We start from the raw sequence: 20,511 nt of genomic DNA, 5'->3' as shown, positions 1-20,511 counted from the left end.
GGACACGTTCCCAGCACGGCCGAATCCCAAGTACGACACGCGAAAAAGAGAAACTGCCGCCCCCTGAGAACGCCTGGGCAACAGTAGCGACATCGCAGATTGTGCCTGGGATATCGGCGAATTGTCGGGAATCAGCAAACTCTCAGCATGTGATCTAAATCACTATGTGGTGACGGTGGCCGCCGATGCCGGAAGCCGAGCACCTTGCTGCTGGGTAGCGGTCCGGTCGCGGGGCGATGCGTACGTCGTCCGCCGTACCGACCCGAAAAAGCCGGGGCGGGACCTTTCGGTCCCGCCCCGGCTCGCCGAAGTACCCGACGCTCAGGCCTTGGCGATCTTCGCGCGTACACCGCCGACCAGATCGGCGGCTTCCGGGCCGGCGTCGCCGAAGGTCAGCGTGGTGGCCAGGATCTCACCCGCGATCAGGTCACGATGCGTCTCGGCCCACGCGGCCCGGTCCGCCGGGACGTCCAGCACCACGGTGATGCGGTCGGAGACGTCCAGCCCGGCGGACTTCCTGGTCTCCTGCAGGTCGCGGATCAGGTCCCGCGCCCAGCCCTCGGCCTCCAGTTCCTCGGTGACCACCGAGTTCAGCACCACGAGGCCCGCGTTGCCCGGCAGCGCCGCGGTCGACTCGGGTTCGGCCGCGACCAGGCGCTGGGTGTACTCCTCAGGCAGCAGGGCGATCCCGGCCGCGCGGACCGTGCCGTCGGCGTCCTCCGACCACTCGCCCGCCTTGACCGCTTTGATCACTGCCTGCACGTCCTTGCCCAGTCGCGGTCCCGCGGCGCGGGCGTTGACCACCAGCTCGAACCGGCCGTGCGCGTCCACGTCGGTGGTCAGATCGACCTTCTTGACGTTGACCTCGTCGGCGACGATGTCGGCGAACGGCGCCAGCCGCTCCGCGTCGGCCGCGGCGATGGTGACCTCGGCCAGCGGCAGCCGCACCCGCAGGTTCTGCGCCTTGCGCAGGCTCAGCACCGTCGAGCACACCACCCGCACCTCGTCCATGGCGGCGACCAGCTCCGGATCGTCCGGCAGCTCGCCCTCCTTCGGCCAGTCGGCCAGGTGCACCGACTCGCCGCCGGTCAGCCCGCGCCAGATCACCTCGGTGATCAGCGGCAGCAGCGGCGCGGCCAGCCTGGTGACCACCTCGAGCACCGTGTGCAGGGTGTCCACCGCGTCGCGGTCCTCGCTCCAGAACCGGGAGCGCGAGCGCCGCACGTACCAGTTGGTCAGCGCGTCGGCGAAGGAGCGCAGTTCCTCGCAGGCGCCTGCGATGTCGTAGGTCTCCAGCGCCTCGGTGATGACGTCCCTGGTGCGCGCCAGCTTCGCGAGGATGTAGCGGTCCAGCACGTGCGGCGAATCCGTGCGCCACACACCGGGCTTCGAGGCGTACAGCTGCAGGAAGGTCCACGCGTTCCACAGCGGCCGCAGCGCGTGGCTCACGCCCTCGCGGATGCCGCGCTCGGTGACGATGAGATTGCCGCCGCGCAGGATCGGCGAACTCATCAGGAACCAGCGCATCGCGTCCGAGCCGTCCCGGTCGAACACCTCGTTGACGTCCGGGTAGTTGCCCTTGGACTTGCTCATCTTCAAGCCGTCGTCACCGAGCACGATGCCGTGCGCGGCCACGGTCTTGAACGCCGGGCTGTCGAACAGGGCCGTCGCCAGCACGTGCAGCGTGTAGAACCAGCCGCGGGTCTGCCCGTTGTACTCGACGATGAAATCGCCGGGGAAATGGCTGTCGAACCACTCCTTGTTCTCGAACGGGTAGTGCACCTGGGCATACGGCATCGAACCGGACTCGAACCAGCAGTCCAGCACCTCCGGCACCCGGCGCATGGTCGACTTGCCGGTCGGGTCGTCGGGATTCGGCCGGGTGAGCTCGTCGATCATCGGACGGTGCAGATCGGTCGGGCGCACACCGAAGTCGCGCTCGAGCTCGTCCAGCGAGCCGTAGACGTCGACGCGCGGGTAGGCCGGGTCGTCGGACACCCAGACGGGGATCGGGCTGCCCCAGTAGCGGTTGCGGCTGATGTTCCAGTCGCGCGCGCCTTCCAGCCACTTGCCGAACTGGCCGTCGCGGATGTGCTCGGGCACCCAGGTGATCTGCTTGTTCAGCTCCACCATGCGGTCGCGGAACTTGGTCACCGCGACGAACCAGGACGGCACGGCCATGTAGATCAGCGGCTGCCCGGAGCGCCAGCTGTGCGGGTAGGAGTGCTCGATCGTCTCGTGCCGCAACAGCTTCCCGGCGGCCTTGAGGTCCTTGATGATCACCGGGTTGGCGTCGAACACCATCAGGCCCTCGTACGGCGGAACCATCGAGGTGAACTTGCCGCCCGGATCCAGCGGCTGCACCAGTTCGATGCCGTGGGCGGAGGCGACGTCCATGTCCTCCTCACCGAACGCGGGCGCCAGATGCACGATGCCGGTGCCCGAGTCGGTGGTCACGTAGTCGGCGGTGAGCACACGGTGGGCGTTGGGGTGGCCGGCGAAGAAGTCGAACGGCGGCGCGTAGGACAGCTCGGCCAGCGCGGCGCCGTCGAACTCCGCGAGCACCTCCGGCTCCTCGCCGAACTCCCGCGCGTAGTGCGAGACCCGTTCGGCCGCGAGCACATAGCGTTTGCCGTCGGCCGCGCGCAGGTGCACGTAGCGGACGTCGGGGTGCACCGCGATCGCCAAGTTGGACGGCAGCGTCCACGGCGTGGTGGTCCAGATCAGCGCGTTGGCGCCGTCGAGTTCGTGCAGCGGATGCTCGGCGGGCACGCGCAACGCCATGTCGACGGTGACCGCAGGATCCTGGCGCATCTTGTAGGCGTCGTCGAGGCGGGTTTCCTGATTCGACAGCGGCGTCTGCTCGTACCAGCTGTAGGGCAGCACCCGGAAGCCCTGATAGATCAGCCCTTTGTCGTACAGCGACTTGAACGCCCACATCACCGACTCCATGAAGTCGGTGTCCAGCGTCTTGTAGTCGTTGTCGAAGTCGACCCAGCGGGCCTGGCGGGTCACGTAGTCGCGCCATTCCCCGGTGTAGCGCAGCACCGATGTTTTGCAGGCCGCGTTGAATTCCGCGAGCCCCATCGCATCGATCTGTGATTTGTCCGTGATACCGAGCTGCTTTTCGGCTTCGATTTCCGCGGGCAATCCGTGGCAGTCCCAGCCGAATCGCCGGTCGACCCGCTTGCCGCGCATCGTCTGGAAACGCGGGACGAGGTCTTTGACGTATCCGGTGAGCAAATGTCCGTAATGCGGCAGACCGTTGGCAAAGGGCGGCCCGTCGTAGAAGACGAATTCGGCTGCGCCGGAACGGTTTTCGATGCTCGCGCGGAAAGTGTCGGCGGCCGCCCACGCGTCGAGCACGCGGCGCTCCATCTCGGGGAACGACGCCCCGCTGCCGACGCTCAGGTCGACGCGCGGGTACGCGCTGTTGCTGGAAGTGTGGTCCGCCATCGCGGATACGTCTCCTCGTGCCGAGTCGTTTGGCACGGGGACGATGTCGGCGCCCGGTGCGCCGAAACCGCGGTACCACCCCGCTTGTCCGGCGTGACGAACACCGGACCTCTCATTCGCGAGCTGTGACGGGCTCACCCGTTCGGTTCTACTGAGCGGCCCCCGGGCCGCCGTTCTTCCGAAGGCTCCCCGGTGATGGCCGGATCGACGCCGTGTTCATGTTTGATTCTAGCCGGATCGGTCAACTCACTTTGCAGCGCAGGTCAGCGTTTGGCATGACGACCAGGAGGCGGCGGGGAATCACCATCCGGACTCCGCATGGACAAAGCACTCACCAGCAAGAGCATCGCGCCGATGACGCACACCACGATGCAGCCCCACGCCCAGATCACCGATCCGGTGGTGAGCGCTGCCACGAGCAGGGCGAAGCCGATCGCGGCAAGGACGAGTGTCAAGACGAGCATGGTGACCCCCAAGGCATGCCGGGCGGCTCGACAGTTCCTCTAACGGTATGCGAACTGCTGTGCTGGGGCGCGGCGAGCTACTTGCCGCCCTTGGCGAACGACGCCGGCGCGAGGTTGTTGGCCGTGTTGGCATCCGCGAAGGCTTCGCCGCCGTCGACCGGGACGGCCGAGCCACGGTTCTCCAGCTCCTCGAGCTGCGACTCCAGGTACGACTTCAACCGCACCCGGTACTCCCGCTCGAACGTCTTGAGCTGCTCGATACGGCTCTCCAGCACGCTGCGCTGCTGGGTGATGGTCGCCATGATCTCGGTGTGCTTGCGCTCGGCGTCGGCCTGCAGGGCGTCGGCCTTCTCCTTGGCCTGGCGCAGCTGGCTGTCCGAGCGGCTCTGCGCGTCCGACAGCATCGCGTCCGACTTCTGACGGGCGTCGGCGATCATGGCCTCCGACCGGGTCCTGGCGTCTCCGACCAGTCGCTCGGAATTCGCCCGAGCATTCGACAGCAAGCTCTCCGCCTCGGCCTTGGCGTCGCTGGTCAGCCGATCCGCCATCTCCTGGGCGAGGCTGAGCACCTTGGCGGCCTGCAGGTTCGCGTCGGCGCCCGGCGCATCCTTGGCCACCGGCGCCGCGGGCATCGGGGCGGGCGGCGCGGCGGGAACCGGAGGCTTGATCGGTTCCGGCTGCGGCGGCGGGGCCTGCGGAATCGGCGGTTTCGCCGCGTTCACCCCGGGGCCGCGGTTCTTCTTGGCGTCGGCCAATTCCGCGTCGAGCTCGGCGACCCGCTGGCGCAGATCGGCGTTCTCCTCGATCAGACGCGACAGCTCCTGCTCCACGAGATCCAGGAACGCGTCGACTTCATCCTCGTTGTAGCCGCGCTTCCCGATCGGCGGTTTGCTGAACGCGACGTTGTGCACATCGGCTGGGGTCAGCGGCATGGAAGGATCCCTTCACGCGTCTTTTGGAGATCTAGCAGATCTAGCAAGCTGTCTTACGGCCCATTCTGTCACACCGGAGCTACCGGCTGCCCGAGCCTGCCCACGATCGACATCAGGATGAAGACGATGAAAAGCAGGACCATAATCGACAGATCCAGGCGAATTCCGCCCAGCGACACCGGAGGTATCAACCGCCTGAGCAGTTTCACCGGGGGGTCGGTGATCGTGAAGATCACCTCCAGGACGACGACCACGACACCGGTAGGACGCCAGTCTCGGGCAAAGCTACGGATGAACTCGACGATCACCCGGCTGATCAGCAACAGCCAGAAGATGAACAGTACGAAGTACAGCACCGCGAACAAGGCCACGAGTTCACTCTGCCGTAAAAATCGCTTCGCGCAAAATGACCGCGCCGCACAACCTGCGACCGGTCCGCTTCACCCCCCAGATCACGAGCTTATTTCTGGTTGTAGAAGCCGGTTTCCGCGATGCGCCTGCGTTCTTCCGCTGATACGTCGACATCCGCCGGTGAGAGCAGGAACACTTTTGTCGCGACCTTGTCGAACGACCCGCGCAGCGCGAAGGCCAGGCCCGCGGCGAAGTCGACCAGCCGTTTGGCGTCGGCGTTGCTCAGATCCACCAGATCCATGATCACCGGATTGCCCTCGCGGAAGCGTTCGCCGATGATCCGAGCCTCGCTGTAGTCGCGCGGGCGCAGCGTCGTGATCTTGGACAAGGGGCCTCCGTCCTCGAAGATCCCGGGCCGCCGCACCGGGGCGGGCTCGGGACGCACGCGCTCCTCCAGCCTGCGCTCCTCGGCGTCGGGGTCGACGGCGAGCGCGCCACGGGTCGTGCCGCGCAGCGGGGGCGCGCTCCCGCCCGCGCGGAACCGGCCCGACGGCGCGGAGTCGATCCGGGTGGGACGCCGGGGCGCGTCGTAGCGGTCGTCGCCGTAGGGCTCGTCGACGTAGTCGTCGCGCCGCGACACCGAGTAACCCGCCTTGTAGGGCGACTTGTAGGCCGGCTCGGGGTAGTCGACATCGTCGAAACGGCTTGCGCCGTACCGATCCTCGCCGTAGCGCTCGACGTAGCCGTCGCGGTCGGAGTAGTCACGGGGCCGGGGCCTGCGAGCGCCGCGCTCGTCCACCCCTCGGGGAGCGCGATCGTCGACGTAGTCGTCTTCGTAATCCTCGAGCGGAACCATGCCGAAGTACGCCTTGAACTTGTGCAGCGTGCTCATTGGTCGACCTTCCTTCGGCCCCGGTGGCGGCCGGGTGTTGAAGTCTTGCTCAGCCCTCGTCAGATCCCAGCATATGTGTCGAATGTGACTGATGAGGTTTCTTTGCTAGCCCGAGGTTATCGGTCGCATACCCATCAAGGCGGTACCGACACGCACAACCGTCGAACCGTGTTCGATCGCGGATTCCAGATCACCCGACATTCCCGCGGAAAGCTCTGTCGCGTCCGGATGATCGGCGACCAACAACGTGTGCAACGTCGCAAGTCGCGCAAATGCGGCATCGGTCTGCGCACCCAGCGGCGGAATGGCCATCAGGCCCGACAAACGTAATCCGGGAGCGTCCGCAATCCGTTCGGCGAGCGCGGGAAGATCGCCTGCCGTGACGCCGCCTCTGGCGGGGTCGTCGTCCAGGCTCACCTGGAGCAACACCCGCAGCGGTTCGGTGCGCTCGCCCGCCTCCAGCGCGGCGACGGCACCGGCGTCCAGGGCGGTAGCCAGACGTTCGCTGTCCACCGAATGGACGGTGTGGGCCCAGCGGGCGACACCGCGCGCTTTGTTCCGCTGCAACCGCCCGATCATGTGCCAGCGGATGCCGGAGAGGTCTTGCTCACGTAAGTCCGCCACCTTCGCCGCGGCCTCCTGCTCGCGCGACTCGCCGAACTCGCGCCGGCCGAGCCGGTGCAGGATCGCGACATCGGAGGCGGGGAAGAATTTCGTCACCGGCAACAGCCGCACCGACTCCGGCGCCCGGCCCGCCGCGCGGCACGCCGCGTCGATGCGCGCCAGCAGACCGGCCAGGTTCTCCGACAACTCGGCGGTCCTCGCGGCGAGCGCGGCGTCCACCGCGGTCCTCGCTTCGGTGCTCACGCGCCCACCTCCCCCGCGCGCGGCTCCGCGAGCGCGCCGATGGCGTTCCGCCCGCTCATGCGGCCTCCATCCAGATCACCCCGCCGATCCGGCCGGTCGGCGCGCCACGGCGATGGCTGAACAAGGTGTGGTCCTCGATGGTGCACCGCGGGTCGACCGCGATCGCGCCGACGCCGGCCTCGGTGAGCTGGCGCGAGATGCCCGCCCGCAGATCCAGGCCGGGGGTGCCGCGGACCGTGGTGGTCGCGCTGCCGGGCAGATGCTTCTCGACGTCGGCGCGCATCGCGGCGGGAACCTCGTACTGACGGCCGGAGGCGGCGGGCCCGAGCAGCGCGCCGATCCGCTCCGGGCGCGCGCCGACCGAGACCATCGCGTCGAGCACGCGCGGCACGATGCCGATGCGGGCGCCGATCCGCCCCGCGTGCACCGCGGCGATCACGCCCGCCTCGTCGTCGGACAGCAGGATGGGCACGCAGTCGGCGGTGAGCACGACCAGCGCGAGTCCGGGCACGGTGGTCACGAGCGCGTCGGTGGCCGGGACCGGTTCGGCGCGCGGGCCGTCGACGATCTCCACGTTGCGGCCGTGGATCTGTTCCATCCAGACCAGGCGTTCGGGCGGCAGGCCGATGCCTTCGGCCAGCCGGTCGCGGTTGCGCCGGACGGCCGCGGGATCGTCGCCGACATGGTCGCCGAGATTGAACGAGTCGTAGGGTGGCGCCGAGAAGCCTCCGGACCTGGTGGTGGTCACCCGTCGGACAGTGATGGTCGGCGCGATAGTCATGGCGACGAGCGTAGTTGCGCTCGCGGAATGGCGTCGAAATGCCGAGGTAGAAGCGAAATTTCCCCCCGGGGCCGAATCAGTTGCGTCGCATCGGGCGCCGTGACGCCCGGTCTCGCTCGGCCGGCCCCGCGCCGGCGTCCCCCGGAAAATGCTGCGCGATCGTACTGCGGGACACCGCTTCGGCGGGTCCCTCCGAGACGTCCCGGCGCGGGCCGGGATCGCTCTTTCCAGCTCGGTCCCGGCGCGCGCCGGAACCGGATTCCAGCGCTCAGCCCCTCCGCATGAACGACGGCACGTCCACGTCGTCGTCATCGTCGCCGGCGTCCGGCGGCGGCGTGAGGTGCGATCGCGTGCCGCTGGTGACCGACGGCTCGCCCAGCGTGCGCGGCCGTTCGGTGTCCCGGTAGCTCGGCAACGCGCCGCGGCCCGCCGTGCCCGCGACCGAGGCGCTCGGCGTGCTGTCGCTGCCGCGCGCGGCGATCTCGCTGGTCCGGCTCTGCCCGATCTCGCCGGAGCGCGCCGTGCCGATGGTGCTGCGGCCCGACGTCTCGAAGGTGCGCCGGGCCGGGCCGCCGCCGTCGAAGCCCGCGGCGATCACGGTGACCCGCACCTCGTCGCCGAGCGAGTCGTCGATCACGGTGCCGAAGATGATGTTGGCCTCGATGTGCGCGGCCTCCTGCACCAGCGAGGCGGCCTCGTTGATCTCGAACAGTCCCAGATCCGACCCGCCCGCGATCGACAGCAGCACGCCGTGCGCGCCGTCCATGGAGGCTTCCAGCAGCGGCGAGTTGATCGCCGCCTCGGCGGCTTTCACCGAGCGGCCCTCACCGCGCGCCGAACCGATACCCATCAGCGCGCTGCCCGCGCCGGACATCACGCTCTTGACGTCGGCGAAGTCGACGTTGATCAGACCGGGGGTGGTGATCAGGTCGGTGATGCCCTGCACACCGTTGAGCAGCACCTCGTCGGCGGAGCGGAACGCGTCCATCAGGCTCACCGCCGCGTCGCCGAGCTGCAGCAGCCGGTCGTTCGGGATGACGATGAGCGTGTCGCACGACTCGCGCAGCAGATTGATGCCGACCTCGGCCTGGTTCCCGCGCCGCTTGCCCTCGAAGGAGAACGGGCGGGTGACCACGCCGATGGTCAGCGCGCCGAGCTTGCGCGCGATCTGCGCGACGACCGGTGCGCCACCGGTGCCGGTGCCGCCGCCCTCGCCCGCGGTCACGAAGACCATGTCGGCGCCCTTGAGCACCTCTTCGATCTCGTCCTTGTGGTCCTCGGCGGCCTTGCGGCCGACTTCCGGGTCGGCGCCCGCGCCGAGACCGCGGGTCAGCTCGCGGCCGACGTCGAGCTTGACGTCGGCATCGCTCATCAGCAGCGCCTGCGCGTCGGTGTTGACCGCGATGAACTCGACACCTTTGAGTCCCTGCTCGATCATCCGGTTGACGGCATTCACACCGCCGCCGCCGATACCGACGACCTTGATCACCGCAAGGTAGTTGTGCGGGGGCGTCATGGGCTCTCGCCTTCCTTCGATCTAAAGCCTGTCGTTTCCGGATGCTCGGCACCCCGCCTTTTCGGCCCGGTCCGGCGGTCGGGTCGCTGCGAAGAGCGAACCGCGGCTCGGGCAAACCCTAAAGCTCAACCATAGGGTTAGCGTTATGTCAAGTATCCGACTGGTGCGGAACGCTATTCGCAGCCGACGCGATACGCGCGCAGGCGCGCCGAAACGAGAGCCAGAATCTTGCGTGATCCCGCTCGTCTCGCCGCTCCACACGTCGTATGGTGAACGGTTGCCTCCCGGCTCCCTTCTCGGCGCCGGAACCGCTCCCGGACCGCCGAAAATTACCTGGGCGCAATGGGTGCGGATCACTTTACCGTGACCAGATTGGGACTCGACACATCGAACACCGTTCCGGGGCGCGTCAACAACGGCAACACGACCGCCGCCTTTCGCTCGGCGTCGTCGCTCCCGCCCCAGAGTACCGTGCGGCCGTCCTTCAGATTCAGCGAAATATCCGAAATGGACCGCGCCGCAACCTCGCTCACCTGAACCGCCAGCGCAGGGGGCACGATGGCGAGGACGGCGACCGCCGCCCTGGTCACCGGATCCGCGCCGCCGGGATGATCGGTGATCAACTTCGGCACGCCGATCGGCGTCGGCTCGACCGCGAATTCCACGCCCTCGGCGTCCAGGAGATGCGCGCCTTCGTGACTGTCGTAGAACAACACCGCGGTGCGCTCGACGACCGTCACCCGGACCGTGGACGGAAAAACCCGCTGCACCCGTGCCGAGCGCACCTTCGGAATGCTCGCCACCCGCCGCGCCACGGCATTCGTGTCGATCCGGAAGATCGAGCGGCCGGAAGGAATTTCGAGCACATCGCGCACCTGCTGTTCGGGCACCGCCACCGCACCTTCGATCCGCACGGTGCGCACCGACAGCACCGGGGTGAACCAGGCGAGCACACAGAGCACCGCAAGAACGCACACGCTCAGCAATCCCCACAGGCGAATCCGGCGCCAGTCGAGTTCGCCGAACCGATCACCCGCGCGGCGCCCGGCCGCGCGCGCCGACCCGACCCCGCGCACGCGGGTCACCGTCCGTGCTGGGGACGCGCACGTAATCCGTCGAGAATCTGACCGCCCAGCATCGTCACGTCGCCCGCGCCCATGGTGATCACCACGTCACCCGGCAGCGCCAGCCCGGCGACCTGGCGCCCGACCCGGGACATGTCCGGCTGGTAGTGCACCGGCTTCGTCACCGACTGCGCGACCAGCGCGCCGTTCACGCCCGGCAGCGGTTTCTCCCGCGCGCCGTAGACATCGAGCACGACGACCTCGTCGGCCAGGCTCAGCGCGGCGCCGAAGTCCTGTGCGAAGGTCGCGGTGCGGCTGTAGAGGTGCGGCTGGAAGACCACGATGACCCGGCCCTGCCTGGACCTGGCGCCGTCGCGGGCCTCCTGCTGGACCAGTTCGGCGGCGGCGCCGAGCACGGCGCGCACCTCGGTGGGGTGGTGGGCGTAGTCGTCGAACACCCGCACGCCGTTCTCCCGCCCGGCGAACTGGAACCGGCGGTGCACCCCGCCGAACCCCTCCAGGCCCTGGATGACCTCGCCGACCTCGGCGCCGGTGGCCCTGGCGGCGAGCAGCGCGCCCAACGCGTTGAGCGCCATGTGCCTGCCCGGCACCGCCAAGCGCAGCGTGCGCGGCGCGGCCTCGTCGGCGAGCTGGAATTGCGCGATGCCGCCGACATCCCGCGGCTCCCAGCTGTGCAGCCGGGCGCCCACCGGCACCGGCGCGTCGGCGAGGTCGCCCGAGCCGTAGCCGAGGACCTGGACGTTCCGCTCGGCCAACCGCGCACCGACCCGCTCGGCCAGCGCCAGCGAGCCGGGATCGTCCAGGCACACCACCAGCAGGCCGCCCGCGGCGAGCCGGTCGGCGAAGTCGTCGAAGACCTGCACGTAGGCCTCGTCGGAACCGAAGAAGTCCAGGTGATCGGACTCGATGTTGGTGACGACGGCCACGTCCGGCTCGTATTGCAGCAGCGAGCCGTCGCTCTCGTCGGCCTCCGCTACGAAGATGTCGCCGGTGCCGTGGTGGGCGTTGGTGCCCGCCTCGTTCAGCTCGCCGCCCACCGCGAACGACGGATCGAACCCGCAGTGCTGCAACGACACGATCAGCATCGAGGTGGTGGATGTCTTGCCGTGCGTCCCGGACACGAGCAGCGTGCGATGGCCCTGCATGAGCGAGGCCAGCACCGTGGGGCGCAGCAGCACCGGGATGTCGCGCCGGTTGGCCTCGACCAGTTCCGGGTTGGTCTTCGGAATGGCGGCATAGGTGGTCACCACGGCCGTGGGGCCGCCGGGTAGCAGGTCGAGCGCGGTGGCGTCGTGCCCGATCCGCACCTGCGCGCCGCGAGCGCGCAGCGCCAGCACACCTCGGCTCTCCTTGGCGTCCGATCCCGACACCGCACCGCCGCGGGCGAGCAGGATCCGCGCGATGCCCGACATCCCGGCCCCGCCGATGCCGACCATGTGCACGCGCTCCAGCTCCGGGGGCAGCGCGGTCCGCTCGGCGCCGTTGTCCGAGGCCACCCGGTCCGCGGTGGTGTCGCTCATCGGCGCGCCACCTCCAGCGCGATCCGCGCCACCTCGTCGGCGGCGTCGCGGTGCCCCGCGCCTGCGGCGGCCCGGCCCATCTCTGTCAGCCGTGCGGAGTCCATGAGCAGCGGAATCACCTCATCGATCACGTACTTCGGCGTCAACTCGGAATCGGGGACAATTCTGCCACCGCCCTTGCCCACCACGGGCCGGGCGTTGAGTTCCTGTTCCCCGTTACCGTGCGGCAGCGGCACGTAGAACGCGGGCAGTCCGACCGCGGAGACCTCCGCCACGGTCATCGCGCCCGACCGGCAGACCACCGCGTCGGCGGCGGCGTAGGCGAGGTCCATCCTGGACAGATACGGCACCGCGACGTAGCGAGCGCCGTCCGCGGCGGAGTCGTCCACCTCGATGGTGTTCTTGGGTCCGTGCGCGTGCAGCACCGAGATGCCCGCGGCGGCCAGTTGCGGCGCGGCGCCCGACACCGCCTCGTTCAGCGTCCGCGCGCCTTGCGAACCGCCGAAAACCAGCAGCACCGGCCCTTCGGCCGGAAGACCGAAGTGCGCCCGCGCCTCGGCCCGCAGCGCGGCCCGGTCGAGCCCCGTGATCGATTCGCGCACGGGAATGCCGACCACCCGCGCGTTCGCCAAACCCGAGTCCGGGACCGCGGCGAGCACCCGTGCGGCGCGGCGGGCGCCGACCTTGTTCGCGATGCCGGCCTTGGCGTTCGCCTCGTGCACCACCACCGGCACCGGGCGCCTGCGGCGCAGTACGCCCGCGCCCGCGGCGAGATACGCCGGAAGCGCCACGTAGCCGCCGAATCCGACGATCACATCGGCCTCGACCGCATCGATGACCGCGCGGGTGGCCGCCACCGAGGCGCGCACCCGGCCGGGCAACCGCAGCAGGTCGGCGGTGGGCTTGCGCGGCAAGGGGACGGGAGGGATGAGCTCGAGCAGATAGCCGCGCTCGGGAACCAGGCGGGTCTCCAAGCCGCGTTCGGTGCCCAGCGCCGTCACCCGGATCGAATCGTCGAGCCGCCGCAACGCGTCGGCCACCGCCAGTGCCGGTTCGATGTGGCCCGCCGTGCCGCCGCCCGCGACGATTACCGAGATCACCTGGATCTTCCCCGTTCTCTTGCGTGATTGACCGGATAGCTGGGTTCCCAAGCCCTGGTGGCACGCGCCGAGCTGGTGCCGCGGCTCTCCGGCGAGCGGCGGCGCGGTTCCGCACGCCCCCGCCTGCCCTGCGGCTGCGCCGACGGTCCTCGATCCGAAGGCCGCGGCGCCCGGCCACGGCGGGCACTGGCCCGAGCCGGTGCGTACACCTCGGGTTTGGGCAACCGCAACAGCCTACTGAAACGCCCGTCCTGTCCGGCGTGCAGCGCCGCGACGGCCTCCGGCTCGTGTCTGGCCGCGTTGGCGATCAGGCCGAACATCAGCAGGGTGATCGCCAGCGACGAGCCACCGGCGGAGACCAGCGGCAGCTGCAACCCGGTGACCGGCAGCAGACCGACGACATACCCGATGTTGATCATGGCCTGCCCGGCGATCCATGTGGTCGCCGACGCGGTGAGCAATTGCAGGAACGGATCAGCCGACCGGCTGGCGATGCGCAGGCCCGTGTAGACGAACAACGCGAAAAGCCCGAGCACCAGCGCGCAGCCCAGGAAGCCCAGCTCCTCTCCGATGATCGCGAAGATGAAGTCGTTGTGCGCGTTCGGCAGGTAACTCCACTTGGCCCGGCTCTGTCCCAGGCCTCTGCCCCAGATCCCGCCGTCGGCAAGGGAGTACAGCGCCTGCCGAGCCTGATAGTTGTCGCCCTGCGGGTCCGAACCCGGGTTGAAGAAGGACCGCACCCGATTCGACCGGTAACCCGCGGACATGGCGAGCACGCCAGCGGCGACCACGCCGGACACCGCGATCGTCACGAACAACCGGACCGGAAGGCCGCCGAACCACAGCAGAGCGCCGAGGATGATGCCCACCGCCACCGTGGTGCTGAGGTTCGGCTGGACCACGATCAAAAGACACACCAGCACACCCGCCGGGACCAGCGGCACCAGGATGTCGCGCAGACTCGAACCCATCGCGCGCCGGGAAACCAGCAGGTGCGCACCCCAGACGATCAGCGTGACCTTCACGACCTCGGACGGCTGCACCGACACCGGGCCGAAGACCAGCCAGCGCCGCGCGCCCTGCACACTGGTGCCGATACCAGGGATGAGCACGAGCGCCAGCGCCAGCACCGAGAGCGCGAACAGCGGGAACGACGCCTGGCGCAGCAGCCGCAGCGGAACGCGCAGAGCCAGATAGAACAGCACCGCGCCGATGCCGGCGAACAACGTCTGCTGGATGAACAAGGAGTACGCCGACCCGCCCTCGGCGTACTCCACGACTCCGGACGCGGACAGGACCATGACGAGTCCGAGTGCGGTCAGCAGCGTGGCGATGGTGACGACGAGATGGAAGGACGCCAGCGGCCGTGCCAGCCACGAACCGGGGCCGGTCGCCATCCCGCGGCCACGCCGCGGGGCCGCCGCGGCTTCTCGCGCGCCCGCGGTCCGGGCCGCCCTGCCGGTCCAACGCCTGCCGGTGCCCGAAGTCACGAGACACTCGCGCTCGACGCCGGTGCGACCACCGTGGCGGCGGACGAGCTGACCGCTCGCGCGTGAAAGCGACTCGACCGACCGGAGCGGGTGTCCGTACCCCGCCCGCCCCGGCCGGCGGTCATCGCAAACCCCCGATATCGGTGGTGCCTAGATCACGGTCTTCCAGGGCGTGCACCGCCGCGGCGAAACTGCGGCCACGGTGGGTGTAATCGGCGAACATGTCCAGCGACGCGGCGGCCGGCGCCAGCAGCACGGTGTCGCCGCGGCGGGCGAAACCGGCGGCCGCGCGCACCGCCCGCGCCATGACGGCGTCGGCCGCGGCGGTCCTCGACGCTTCGTCACCCATCCCTGCATCGTCTCCCGCGACCAGCTCGACGACGGGGACCTCGGGCGCGTGTCGCGCCAACGCGGCCGCGAGCACCGGCGCGTCGACGCCGATCAGCACCGCCGCGACCAGCCGGTCGGCGACCTCCTCCACGAGGTCGTCGACGTGCGCGCCCTTGAGCTGACCACCCGCCACCCACACCACCTGCGGATGCGCCAGGATCGACGAACGCGCGGCGTGCGGATTGGTGGCCTTGGAATCGTCGACGAACTCGACGCCGGCCAGCTCGCGCACGAACGCGGCGCGGTGCGGCCCGACCTTGTGCTCGATCAAGCCTTCCCGGACGAACTGCGGCGCGACGTCGATCGCCCTGGTCAGCGCGGAGGCGGCGAGGGCGTCGGCGACGCCCGCCGGGCCGGGCGGGCTGATGTCGCCCACCTCTGCCAGGATCGCGGCCTTGGTGAACGCGCGGTCGAGCAACTTGCCGTCCACCACGCCGAGTTCACCGTCGGCGGGCACGCCCACCCGGAAACCGACGGTCCGGCGCGCCTTGGACTTGCGGGCCAGCGAGGCCGCGACCGGATCGTCCAGGCCGACCACGCCGACCCGGCCGACCAGCGCCCTGGCCTTGGCCGCGGCGTAGGCGTCGAGGCCGCCGTGCCAATCCAGGTGATCCTCGGCCACGTTCAGGACGACGCCCGCCTCCGGGCGCACCGACGGCGCCCAATGCAGCTGGAACGACGACAGCTCCACCGCGAGCACCTGCGGACCCGGATTGCGCCGCAGCGCGTCCAGGATGGGCAGGCCGATGTTGCCGCACGCGACGCTGGCGATGCCGGCCGCGCGCAGGATCGAGTGCGTCATCTGGGTGGTGGTGGTCTTGCCGTTGGTACCGGTGACGACCAGCCATTTGCGGACCGGGCCGTAGATTCTGGCCTGATCGACCCACCAGGCGAACTCCACGTCGCCCCACACCGGCGTGCCCTCCGCGACCGCGGACGCCAGCACCGGCGAGTCCGGCCGCCACCCCGGGCTGGTGATCACCAGCGCGAAGCGGCTCCAGTCCGCGCTCTCCAGCTCCGCGGTGGTGGCCACGTCCAGCCCGAGCCCGGCCGCCTCGGCCAGGGCCGCTGCGCCGCCGTCGGTCACCACCGGACGCGCGCCGATGTCGCGCAGCGGTTCCACCAGCGAGCGTCCCGACACGCCCCAGCCCGCGACCAGGACGTCGCGCCCGCGCAGGAATTCCAGCATGGGCCCCGGTGTGCGCAGAGCGCGCGGAGAATGTTCGACCATCTCGCTCACCCGACCGCGGAGAGGTATTCGCTGTAGAACAGCCCGAGCCCGACGGCGGAGGCCATCGCGGCCAGCAGCCAGAATCTGATGATCACCGTGGTCTCGGCCCACTTGCTGAGCTCGAAGTGATGGTGGAACGGCGCCATCTTGAACAACCGGTTGCGCGTGGTGCGGAAGACCGCGACCTGCAGCACCACCGAGGCCGTCTCGGCGACGAACAGCGCGCCGATGACGATCATGAGCAGTTCGGTGCGGGTGGTGATGGACAGGCCCGCCAGCAGGCCGCCCAGCGCGAGCGAGCCGGTGTCGCCCATGAAGATCTTGGCCGGTGCGGCGTTCCACCAGAGGAACCCGACGCAGGCCGCCGCGCCCGCCGCGCAGACCAGCGCGAGATCCAGCGGGTCGCGCACGTTGTAGCAACCGGTCTCCGGCTTGGTCTCGCAGGCGTGGTAGTACTGCCAGAACGTGATGATCACGTAGCCGCCGAGCACCAGGCTCATCGATCCGGCGGCCAGCCCGTCGAGTCCGTCGGTGAGGTTCACCGCGTTGGACCAGGCGACGACAACGAAGCAGACGAACACCAGGAACACGACCACGCCCATGGTCACGGTGCTGATGTCGCGCACGTAGGACAGGTGCCTGCTGGCGGGCGTCAGCCCGCTGCCGCCGCGGAACTGCAAGGCGAGGATGCCGAAGATCACGGCCGACGACAGCTGGCCGAGATACTTGCCCGCGGCGGTCAGGCCGAGGTTGCGCTGCTTGCGGATCTTGATGAAGTCGTCGACGAAACCCACCGCGCCCAGCGCCGTGGCCAGGCCGAGCACGAGCAACGCCGATGCCGACGGCCCGTCGGCGTCGTACCCGATGCCGATCAGGTGCGAGCCCAGGTATCCGGCCCACATGCCGACCAGGATGGCGACGCCGCCCATCGTCGGGGTGCCGCGCTTGGCCTGGTGGCTGGCGGGACCGTCGACCCGGATCTCCTGCCCGAAGCCCTGCTTGGCGAACAACCGGATCAGCAGCGGGGTGAGCAGGATCGAGACCGTCAGCGCGATCGCCGCGGCGAAGAGAATCTGTCTCATCCTGCTGCCTCCGTGTCCTGTCCCACCCCGTTGCTCACCGCGCCGCCGCGTGCGGCCACGGCGCTCGGGTCGGTCAGATGCTCGGCGACCTCCCACAGGCCGACCGACTTCGATGCCTTGACCAGCACCACGTCACCGGGGGCCACTTCCTGCTCCAGCAGCGCGATCGCCGACGCGATGTCCGGCACGATCACCGATTCCTCGCCCCACGACCCCTCCATCACCGCGCCCTGGTGCAGCGCGCGGGCGGGTCGGCCCGTGCCGACCACGACCACCCGGCTGACGTCCAGCCGCACCGCGAGCCGGCCGATGGCGTCGTGCTCGATGACGGATTCCTCGCCGAGCTCGCCCATCTCGCCGAGCACCGCCCAGCTGCGTCGCGGCGTCTCGGCCGCGCGCGCCATGCTCACCAGCGCTTTGAGCGCGGCGCGGACCGAGTCCGGATTGGCGTTGTAGGAGTCGTTGACGACGGTGATCCCGTCCGCGGTGGTGCGCACGTCCATCCGGCGGGCGGAGGCGGCGCGCGCGCCGGACAGCGCGACCACGACGGTGTCGAGGTCGGCGCCGCATTCCAGCGCGACCGCGATCGCCGACAGCGCGTTGCCCACGTGGTGCTCGCCGTGCACGGCCAGACGCACCTGGGCGCTGCCCGCGGGGGTGTGCACGGTGAACTCGGCCCTGGCCTGGTCGTCGAGCCTGATGTCGGTGGCACGCACGTCCGCGGTCGCGGCCTGCCCGACCGTCACCACCCGCGCCGCCGTGCGCGCGGCCATGGCGGCGACCTGGGGATCGTCGGCGTTGAGCACGGCCAGTCCGGTGGAAGGCAGCGCCTCCACCAGCTCGCCCTTGGTCTTGGCGATGGCCTCGCGGCTGCCGAACTCGCCGAGATGCGCGGTGCCGACGTTGAGCACGACGCCGATGCCAGGCGGCGCCACCTCGGCCAGCGCCGCGATATGGCCCGGCCCGCGCGCGGACATCTCCAGCACCAGGAAACGGGTGCTCGCGTCGGCGCGCAACGCCGTCCACGGGTGGCCGAGTTCGTTGTTGAACGACCCCGGCGGCGCCACCACCGTGCCCAGCGGCGCGAGGACGGCCGCCAGCAGGTCCTTGGTGGAGGTCTTGCCGGACGAGCCGGTGACGCCGACGACGGTGAGCCCGCCCGCGGCGACGAGACGCGACACGCTGGCGCGGGCGAGCGCGGCGAGCGCGGCCAGCACGGCGGCGCCGGAACCGTCCGCGTCATGGCTGAGCGCGACCGAAGTCGACGGCACGGCGCCGCGGCCTGGCGTGACCACGATGGCAGGTACGCCGACCGGCCGCGCGGCCAGCACCGCCACCGCGCCGGCCGCGATCGCCGCGCCGGCGTAGTCGTGGCCGTCGGAGCGCTCGCCCGGCAGCGCCAGGAACAGATCGCCGGAACCGATTCGGCGCGAATCGAATTCCACCGCGCCGGTCACTCGCACCTCCGGGTCTGCGACGTCGTGCAGCGTGCCGCCGACGACGTCCGCGATCTCCCGCAGTGTCATCTCGATCATGAAACCGTCAAGTCCTCCGCGTGGTTACCTTGCGGACTGCGTCTTTCCAATGCGGCCGCGAGTACGTCGCGGTCGTCGAAGGGGTGCTTCACGCCCTGGATCTCCTGCCCTGCCTCATGTCCCTTGCCCGCGATCAGCACCACGTCGCCGGGGCGCGCCCAGGCCACCGCGGCGGCGATGGCTTCGGCGCGGTCGCCGATCTCCCGCACCTCACCGCGTTCGGCCTCCGCGACCTGGAGCGCACCGGAGCGCACGGCGGCGCGGATGGCCGCCGGATCTTCGGTGCGCGGGTTGTCGTCGGTGATGATCAGCAGGTCGGCGCCTCGTGCGCCCACCGCGCCCATCAGCGGCCGCTTCGCCGCGTCCCGGTCGCCACCGGCGCCGACCACCACCGCGAGCCGTCCCGCGGTGTCCGCCGCGAGATGTCCTCGCAGCGTGGCGATCACGGACTCCAGCGCAGCGGGCTTGTGCGCGTAGTCGACGATCGCCAGGAAGTCCTGTCCGCGCTCCACCCGCTGCATGCGGCCGGGCACGTCCACGGTCGCCAGCGCCGGGGCAGCCACCGAAGGCTCGACGCCCGCCGCGGCGCACACCGCCACCGCGAGCAGGCCGTTGGCGACGTTGTAGTGGCCGGGAAGCCGCAGGCGCACGGGGATCTCGCCCCGCGGACCCGCCGCGGTGAAGTCTTGTTCGCCGCCGTGCGCCGACACCGCGCCCGCGACGCTCCAGGCGGCGGTCCGGGTGGTCGACACGGTGACCGGGTCCGGCAGGCCCGCGGCCAGCCGCCGCCCCCACTCGTCGTCGACGCAGACCACGCTGGTGCGCGCCGCGACCGGCGAATCGGGTTCGAACAGTTTGCGTTTGGCGGCGAAGTAGTCCTCGAAGTCGGCGTGGAAGTCCAGGTGGTCCTGGGACAGGTTGGTGAACGCGCCCACCGCGAACCGCACGCCGTCCACCCGGCCCAGCGTCAGCGCGTGGCTGGACACCTCCATCACCACCGCGTCCACGCCCTGCTCGACCATCAGCGCGAACATCGCGTGCAACTGCGGCGCCTCCGGCGTGGTCAGCGCGCTCGGCACCCGCCTGCCGCCGATCCTGGTCTCGATGGTGCCGATCAGGGCGGTGGACAGCCCCGCGGCGGCCAGTCCCGCCTCGACCAGGTAGGAGGTCGTGGTCTTGCCCGAGGTGCCGGTGATCCCGACGATGCGCAGCCGCTCGGAGGGATTGCCGTAGATCGTGGCCGACAGCTCGCCGAGCACCGCTCTGGGGTTCTGGCGCACCAGCACGGGCACCTCGAGCGGACCGGCCAGCTCCGCGCCCGCCGCGTCGGTCAGCACCGCCACCGCGCCGCGGGCTACGGCGTCGCGCGCGAAACGCGCTCCGTGCGCGCGGGCGCCGGGCAGCGCGGCGAACAGGTCACCGGGCAGCACGGCGTCCGAGCGCTGCTCGATGCCGGTGACCGACACGTCACGCACAGCCGATTCGGGGCTCGTCACGGCCCCGATGGCGGCGGCCAGCGACGCCAGCGGCGTCGACGGCGAATGCTCTGGCCGCAATGCGCGTGGTTGACCGGACTGCACAGAAACCAGGCTCCTTTCGGGGGCGGCGATCGACGTGTCAGGTTACCGGCGACCGGTCACGGCGGGACCATGCGCCCCGTCGCAAAGCCGGGGAAGTCGCCCACCGCACCCTACGGGTTCGCTCGCCCGGCCCGGACCGCGCCACGCGGCACACGGACGCCATCGGCCCCCGACGCGGCCCGTACCGAGGGCCGCCCCGCGCCTCCGGCCCTCGAACACCGCACTCACCTGCTGTTTCC

16 protein-coding genes are annotated in these 20,511 nt (G+C 70.2%); all 16 read right to left on the bottom strand.

The features are described from left to right. Positions 1-321 precede the first annotated feature (321 nt). Positions 322-3,456 carry an isoleucine--tRNA ligase gene (ileS, locus tag ACWDMM_RS27280; RefSeq protein WP_195077873.1) on the bottom strand — a complete coding sequence of 1,045 codons (3,135 nt, stop codon included), beginning with the start codon at positions 3,454-3,456 and terminating at the stop codon, positions 322-324. A gap of 263 nt (positions 3,457-3,719) precedes the next feature. Next, positions 3,720-3,920: a hypothetical protein gene (locus ACWDMM_RS27275; protein WP_084488747.1), complete on the bottom strand. Its 201-nt coding sequence runs from the start codon at positions 3,918-3,920 to the stop codon at positions 3,720-3,722. Positions 3,921-3,997: 77 nt separating this feature from the next. Next, the gene (wag31, locus tag ACWDMM_RS27270; RefSeq protein ID WP_195077872.1) at positions 3,998-4,852 is read right to left on the bottom strand and encodes a DivIVA-like cell division protein Wag31; all 855 of its coding nucleotides are present in this window, start codon (positions 4,850-4,852) and stop codon (positions 3,998-4,000) included. Between the two features lie 68 nt (positions 4,853-4,920). After that, entirely contained in the window at positions 4,921-5,223 is a 303-nt protein-coding gene (locus tag ACWDMM_RS27265; RefSeq protein WP_039797136.1) for a YggT family protein, read from the bottom strand. Positions 5,224-5,312: 89 nt separating this feature from the next. Continuing rightward, entirely contained in the window at positions 5,313-6,095 is a 783-nt protein-coding gene (locus ACWDMM_RS27260; protein WP_195077871.1) for a cell division protein SepF, read from the bottom strand. Positions 6,096-6,200: 105 nt separating this feature from the next. Continuing rightward, entirely contained in the window at positions 6,201-6,962 is a 762-nt protein-coding gene (locus ACWDMM_RS27255; protein WP_357112714.1) for a YggS family pyridoxal phosphate-dependent enzyme, read from the bottom strand. Positions 6,963-7,017: 55 nt separating this feature from the next. Then, complete coding sequence (gene pgeF / locus ACWDMM_RS27250) at positions 7,018-7,743, bottom strand: peptidoglycan editing factor PgeF (RefSeq protein ID WP_357112711.1); 726 nt, start codon at positions 7,741-7,743, stop codon at positions 7,018-7,020. Positions 7,744-8,011: 268 nt separating this feature from the next. Further along, positions 8,012-9,259, bottom strand: a complete 1,248-nt coding sequence (ftsZ, locus tag ACWDMM_RS27245) for a cell division protein FtsZ (protein ID WP_195077869.1) — start codon at positions 9,257-9,259, stop codon at positions 8,012-8,014. 353 nt (positions 9,260-9,612) lie between these two features. Further along, complete coding sequence (locus ACWDMM_RS27240) at positions 9,613-10,335, bottom strand: cell division protein FtsQ/DivIB (protein WP_195077868.1); 723 nt, start codon at positions 10,333-10,335, stop codon at positions 9,613-9,615. Between the two features lie 5 nt (positions 10,336-10,340). Beyond that, positions 10,341-11,864, bottom strand: coding sequence for a UDP-N-acetylmuramate--L-alanine ligase (murC, locus tag ACWDMM_RS27235; RefSeq protein WP_195077867.1), 1,524 nt, complete (start codon positions 11,862-11,864; stop codon positions 10,341-10,343). After that, entirely contained in the window at positions 11,861-12,964 is a 1,104-nt protein-coding gene (gene murG / locus ACWDMM_RS27230) for an undecaprenyldiphospho-muramoylpentapeptide beta-N-acetylglucosaminyltransferase (protein WP_357112707.1), read from the bottom strand. The genes murC and murG overlap by 4 nt, the downstream gene beginning before the upstream one ends. Then, a complete protein-coding gene (gene ftsW / locus ACWDMM_RS27225; RefSeq protein ID WP_195077958.1) occupies positions 12,961-14,361 on the bottom strand; it encodes a putative lipid II flippase FtsW in 1,401 nt (466 codons plus the stop codon). The genes murG and ftsW overlap by 4 nt, the downstream gene beginning before the upstream one ends. Positions 14,362-14,575: 214 nt before the next feature. Further along, positions 14,576-16,033, bottom strand: coding sequence for a UDP-N-acetylmuramoyl-L-alanine--D-glutamate ligase (gene murD, locus ACWDMM_RS27220; RefSeq protein WP_195077957.1), 1,458 nt, complete (start codon positions 16,031-16,033; stop codon positions 14,576-14,578). Positions 16,034-16,080: 47 nt separating this feature from the next. Next, entirely contained in the window at positions 16,081-17,157 is a 1,077-nt protein-coding gene (gene mraY, locus ACWDMM_RS27215; RefSeq protein WP_039797126.1) for a phospho-N-acetylmuramoyl-pentapeptide-transferase, read from the bottom strand. Continuing rightward, positions 17,154-18,692 carry a UDP-N-acetylmuramoyl-tripeptide--D-alanyl-D-alanine ligase gene (locus ACWDMM_RS27210; RefSeq protein ID WP_195077865.1) on the bottom strand — a complete coding sequence of 513 codons (1,539 nt, stop codon included), beginning with the start codon at positions 18,690-18,692 and terminating at the stop codon, positions 17,154-17,156. The genes mraY and ACWDMM_RS27210 overlap by 4 nt, the downstream gene beginning before the upstream one ends. Beyond that, positions 18,689-20,272, bottom strand: a complete 1,584-nt coding sequence (locus ACWDMM_RS27205) for a UDP-N-acetylmuramoyl-L-alanyl-D-glutamate--2,6-diaminopimelate ligase (RefSeq protein WP_195077864.1) — start codon at positions 20,270-20,272, stop codon at positions 18,689-18,691. The genes ACWDMM_RS27210 and ACWDMM_RS27205 overlap by 4 nt, the downstream gene beginning before the upstream one ends. Between the last annotated feature and the right edge of the window lie 239 nt (positions 20,273-20,511).

The organism is Nocardia sp. NPDC003726, from assembly GCF_053586955.1.
The sequence above is the reverse complement of the archived record's forward strand: the minus strand, read 5'-3'. Positions and strand labels throughout refer to the sequence as shown.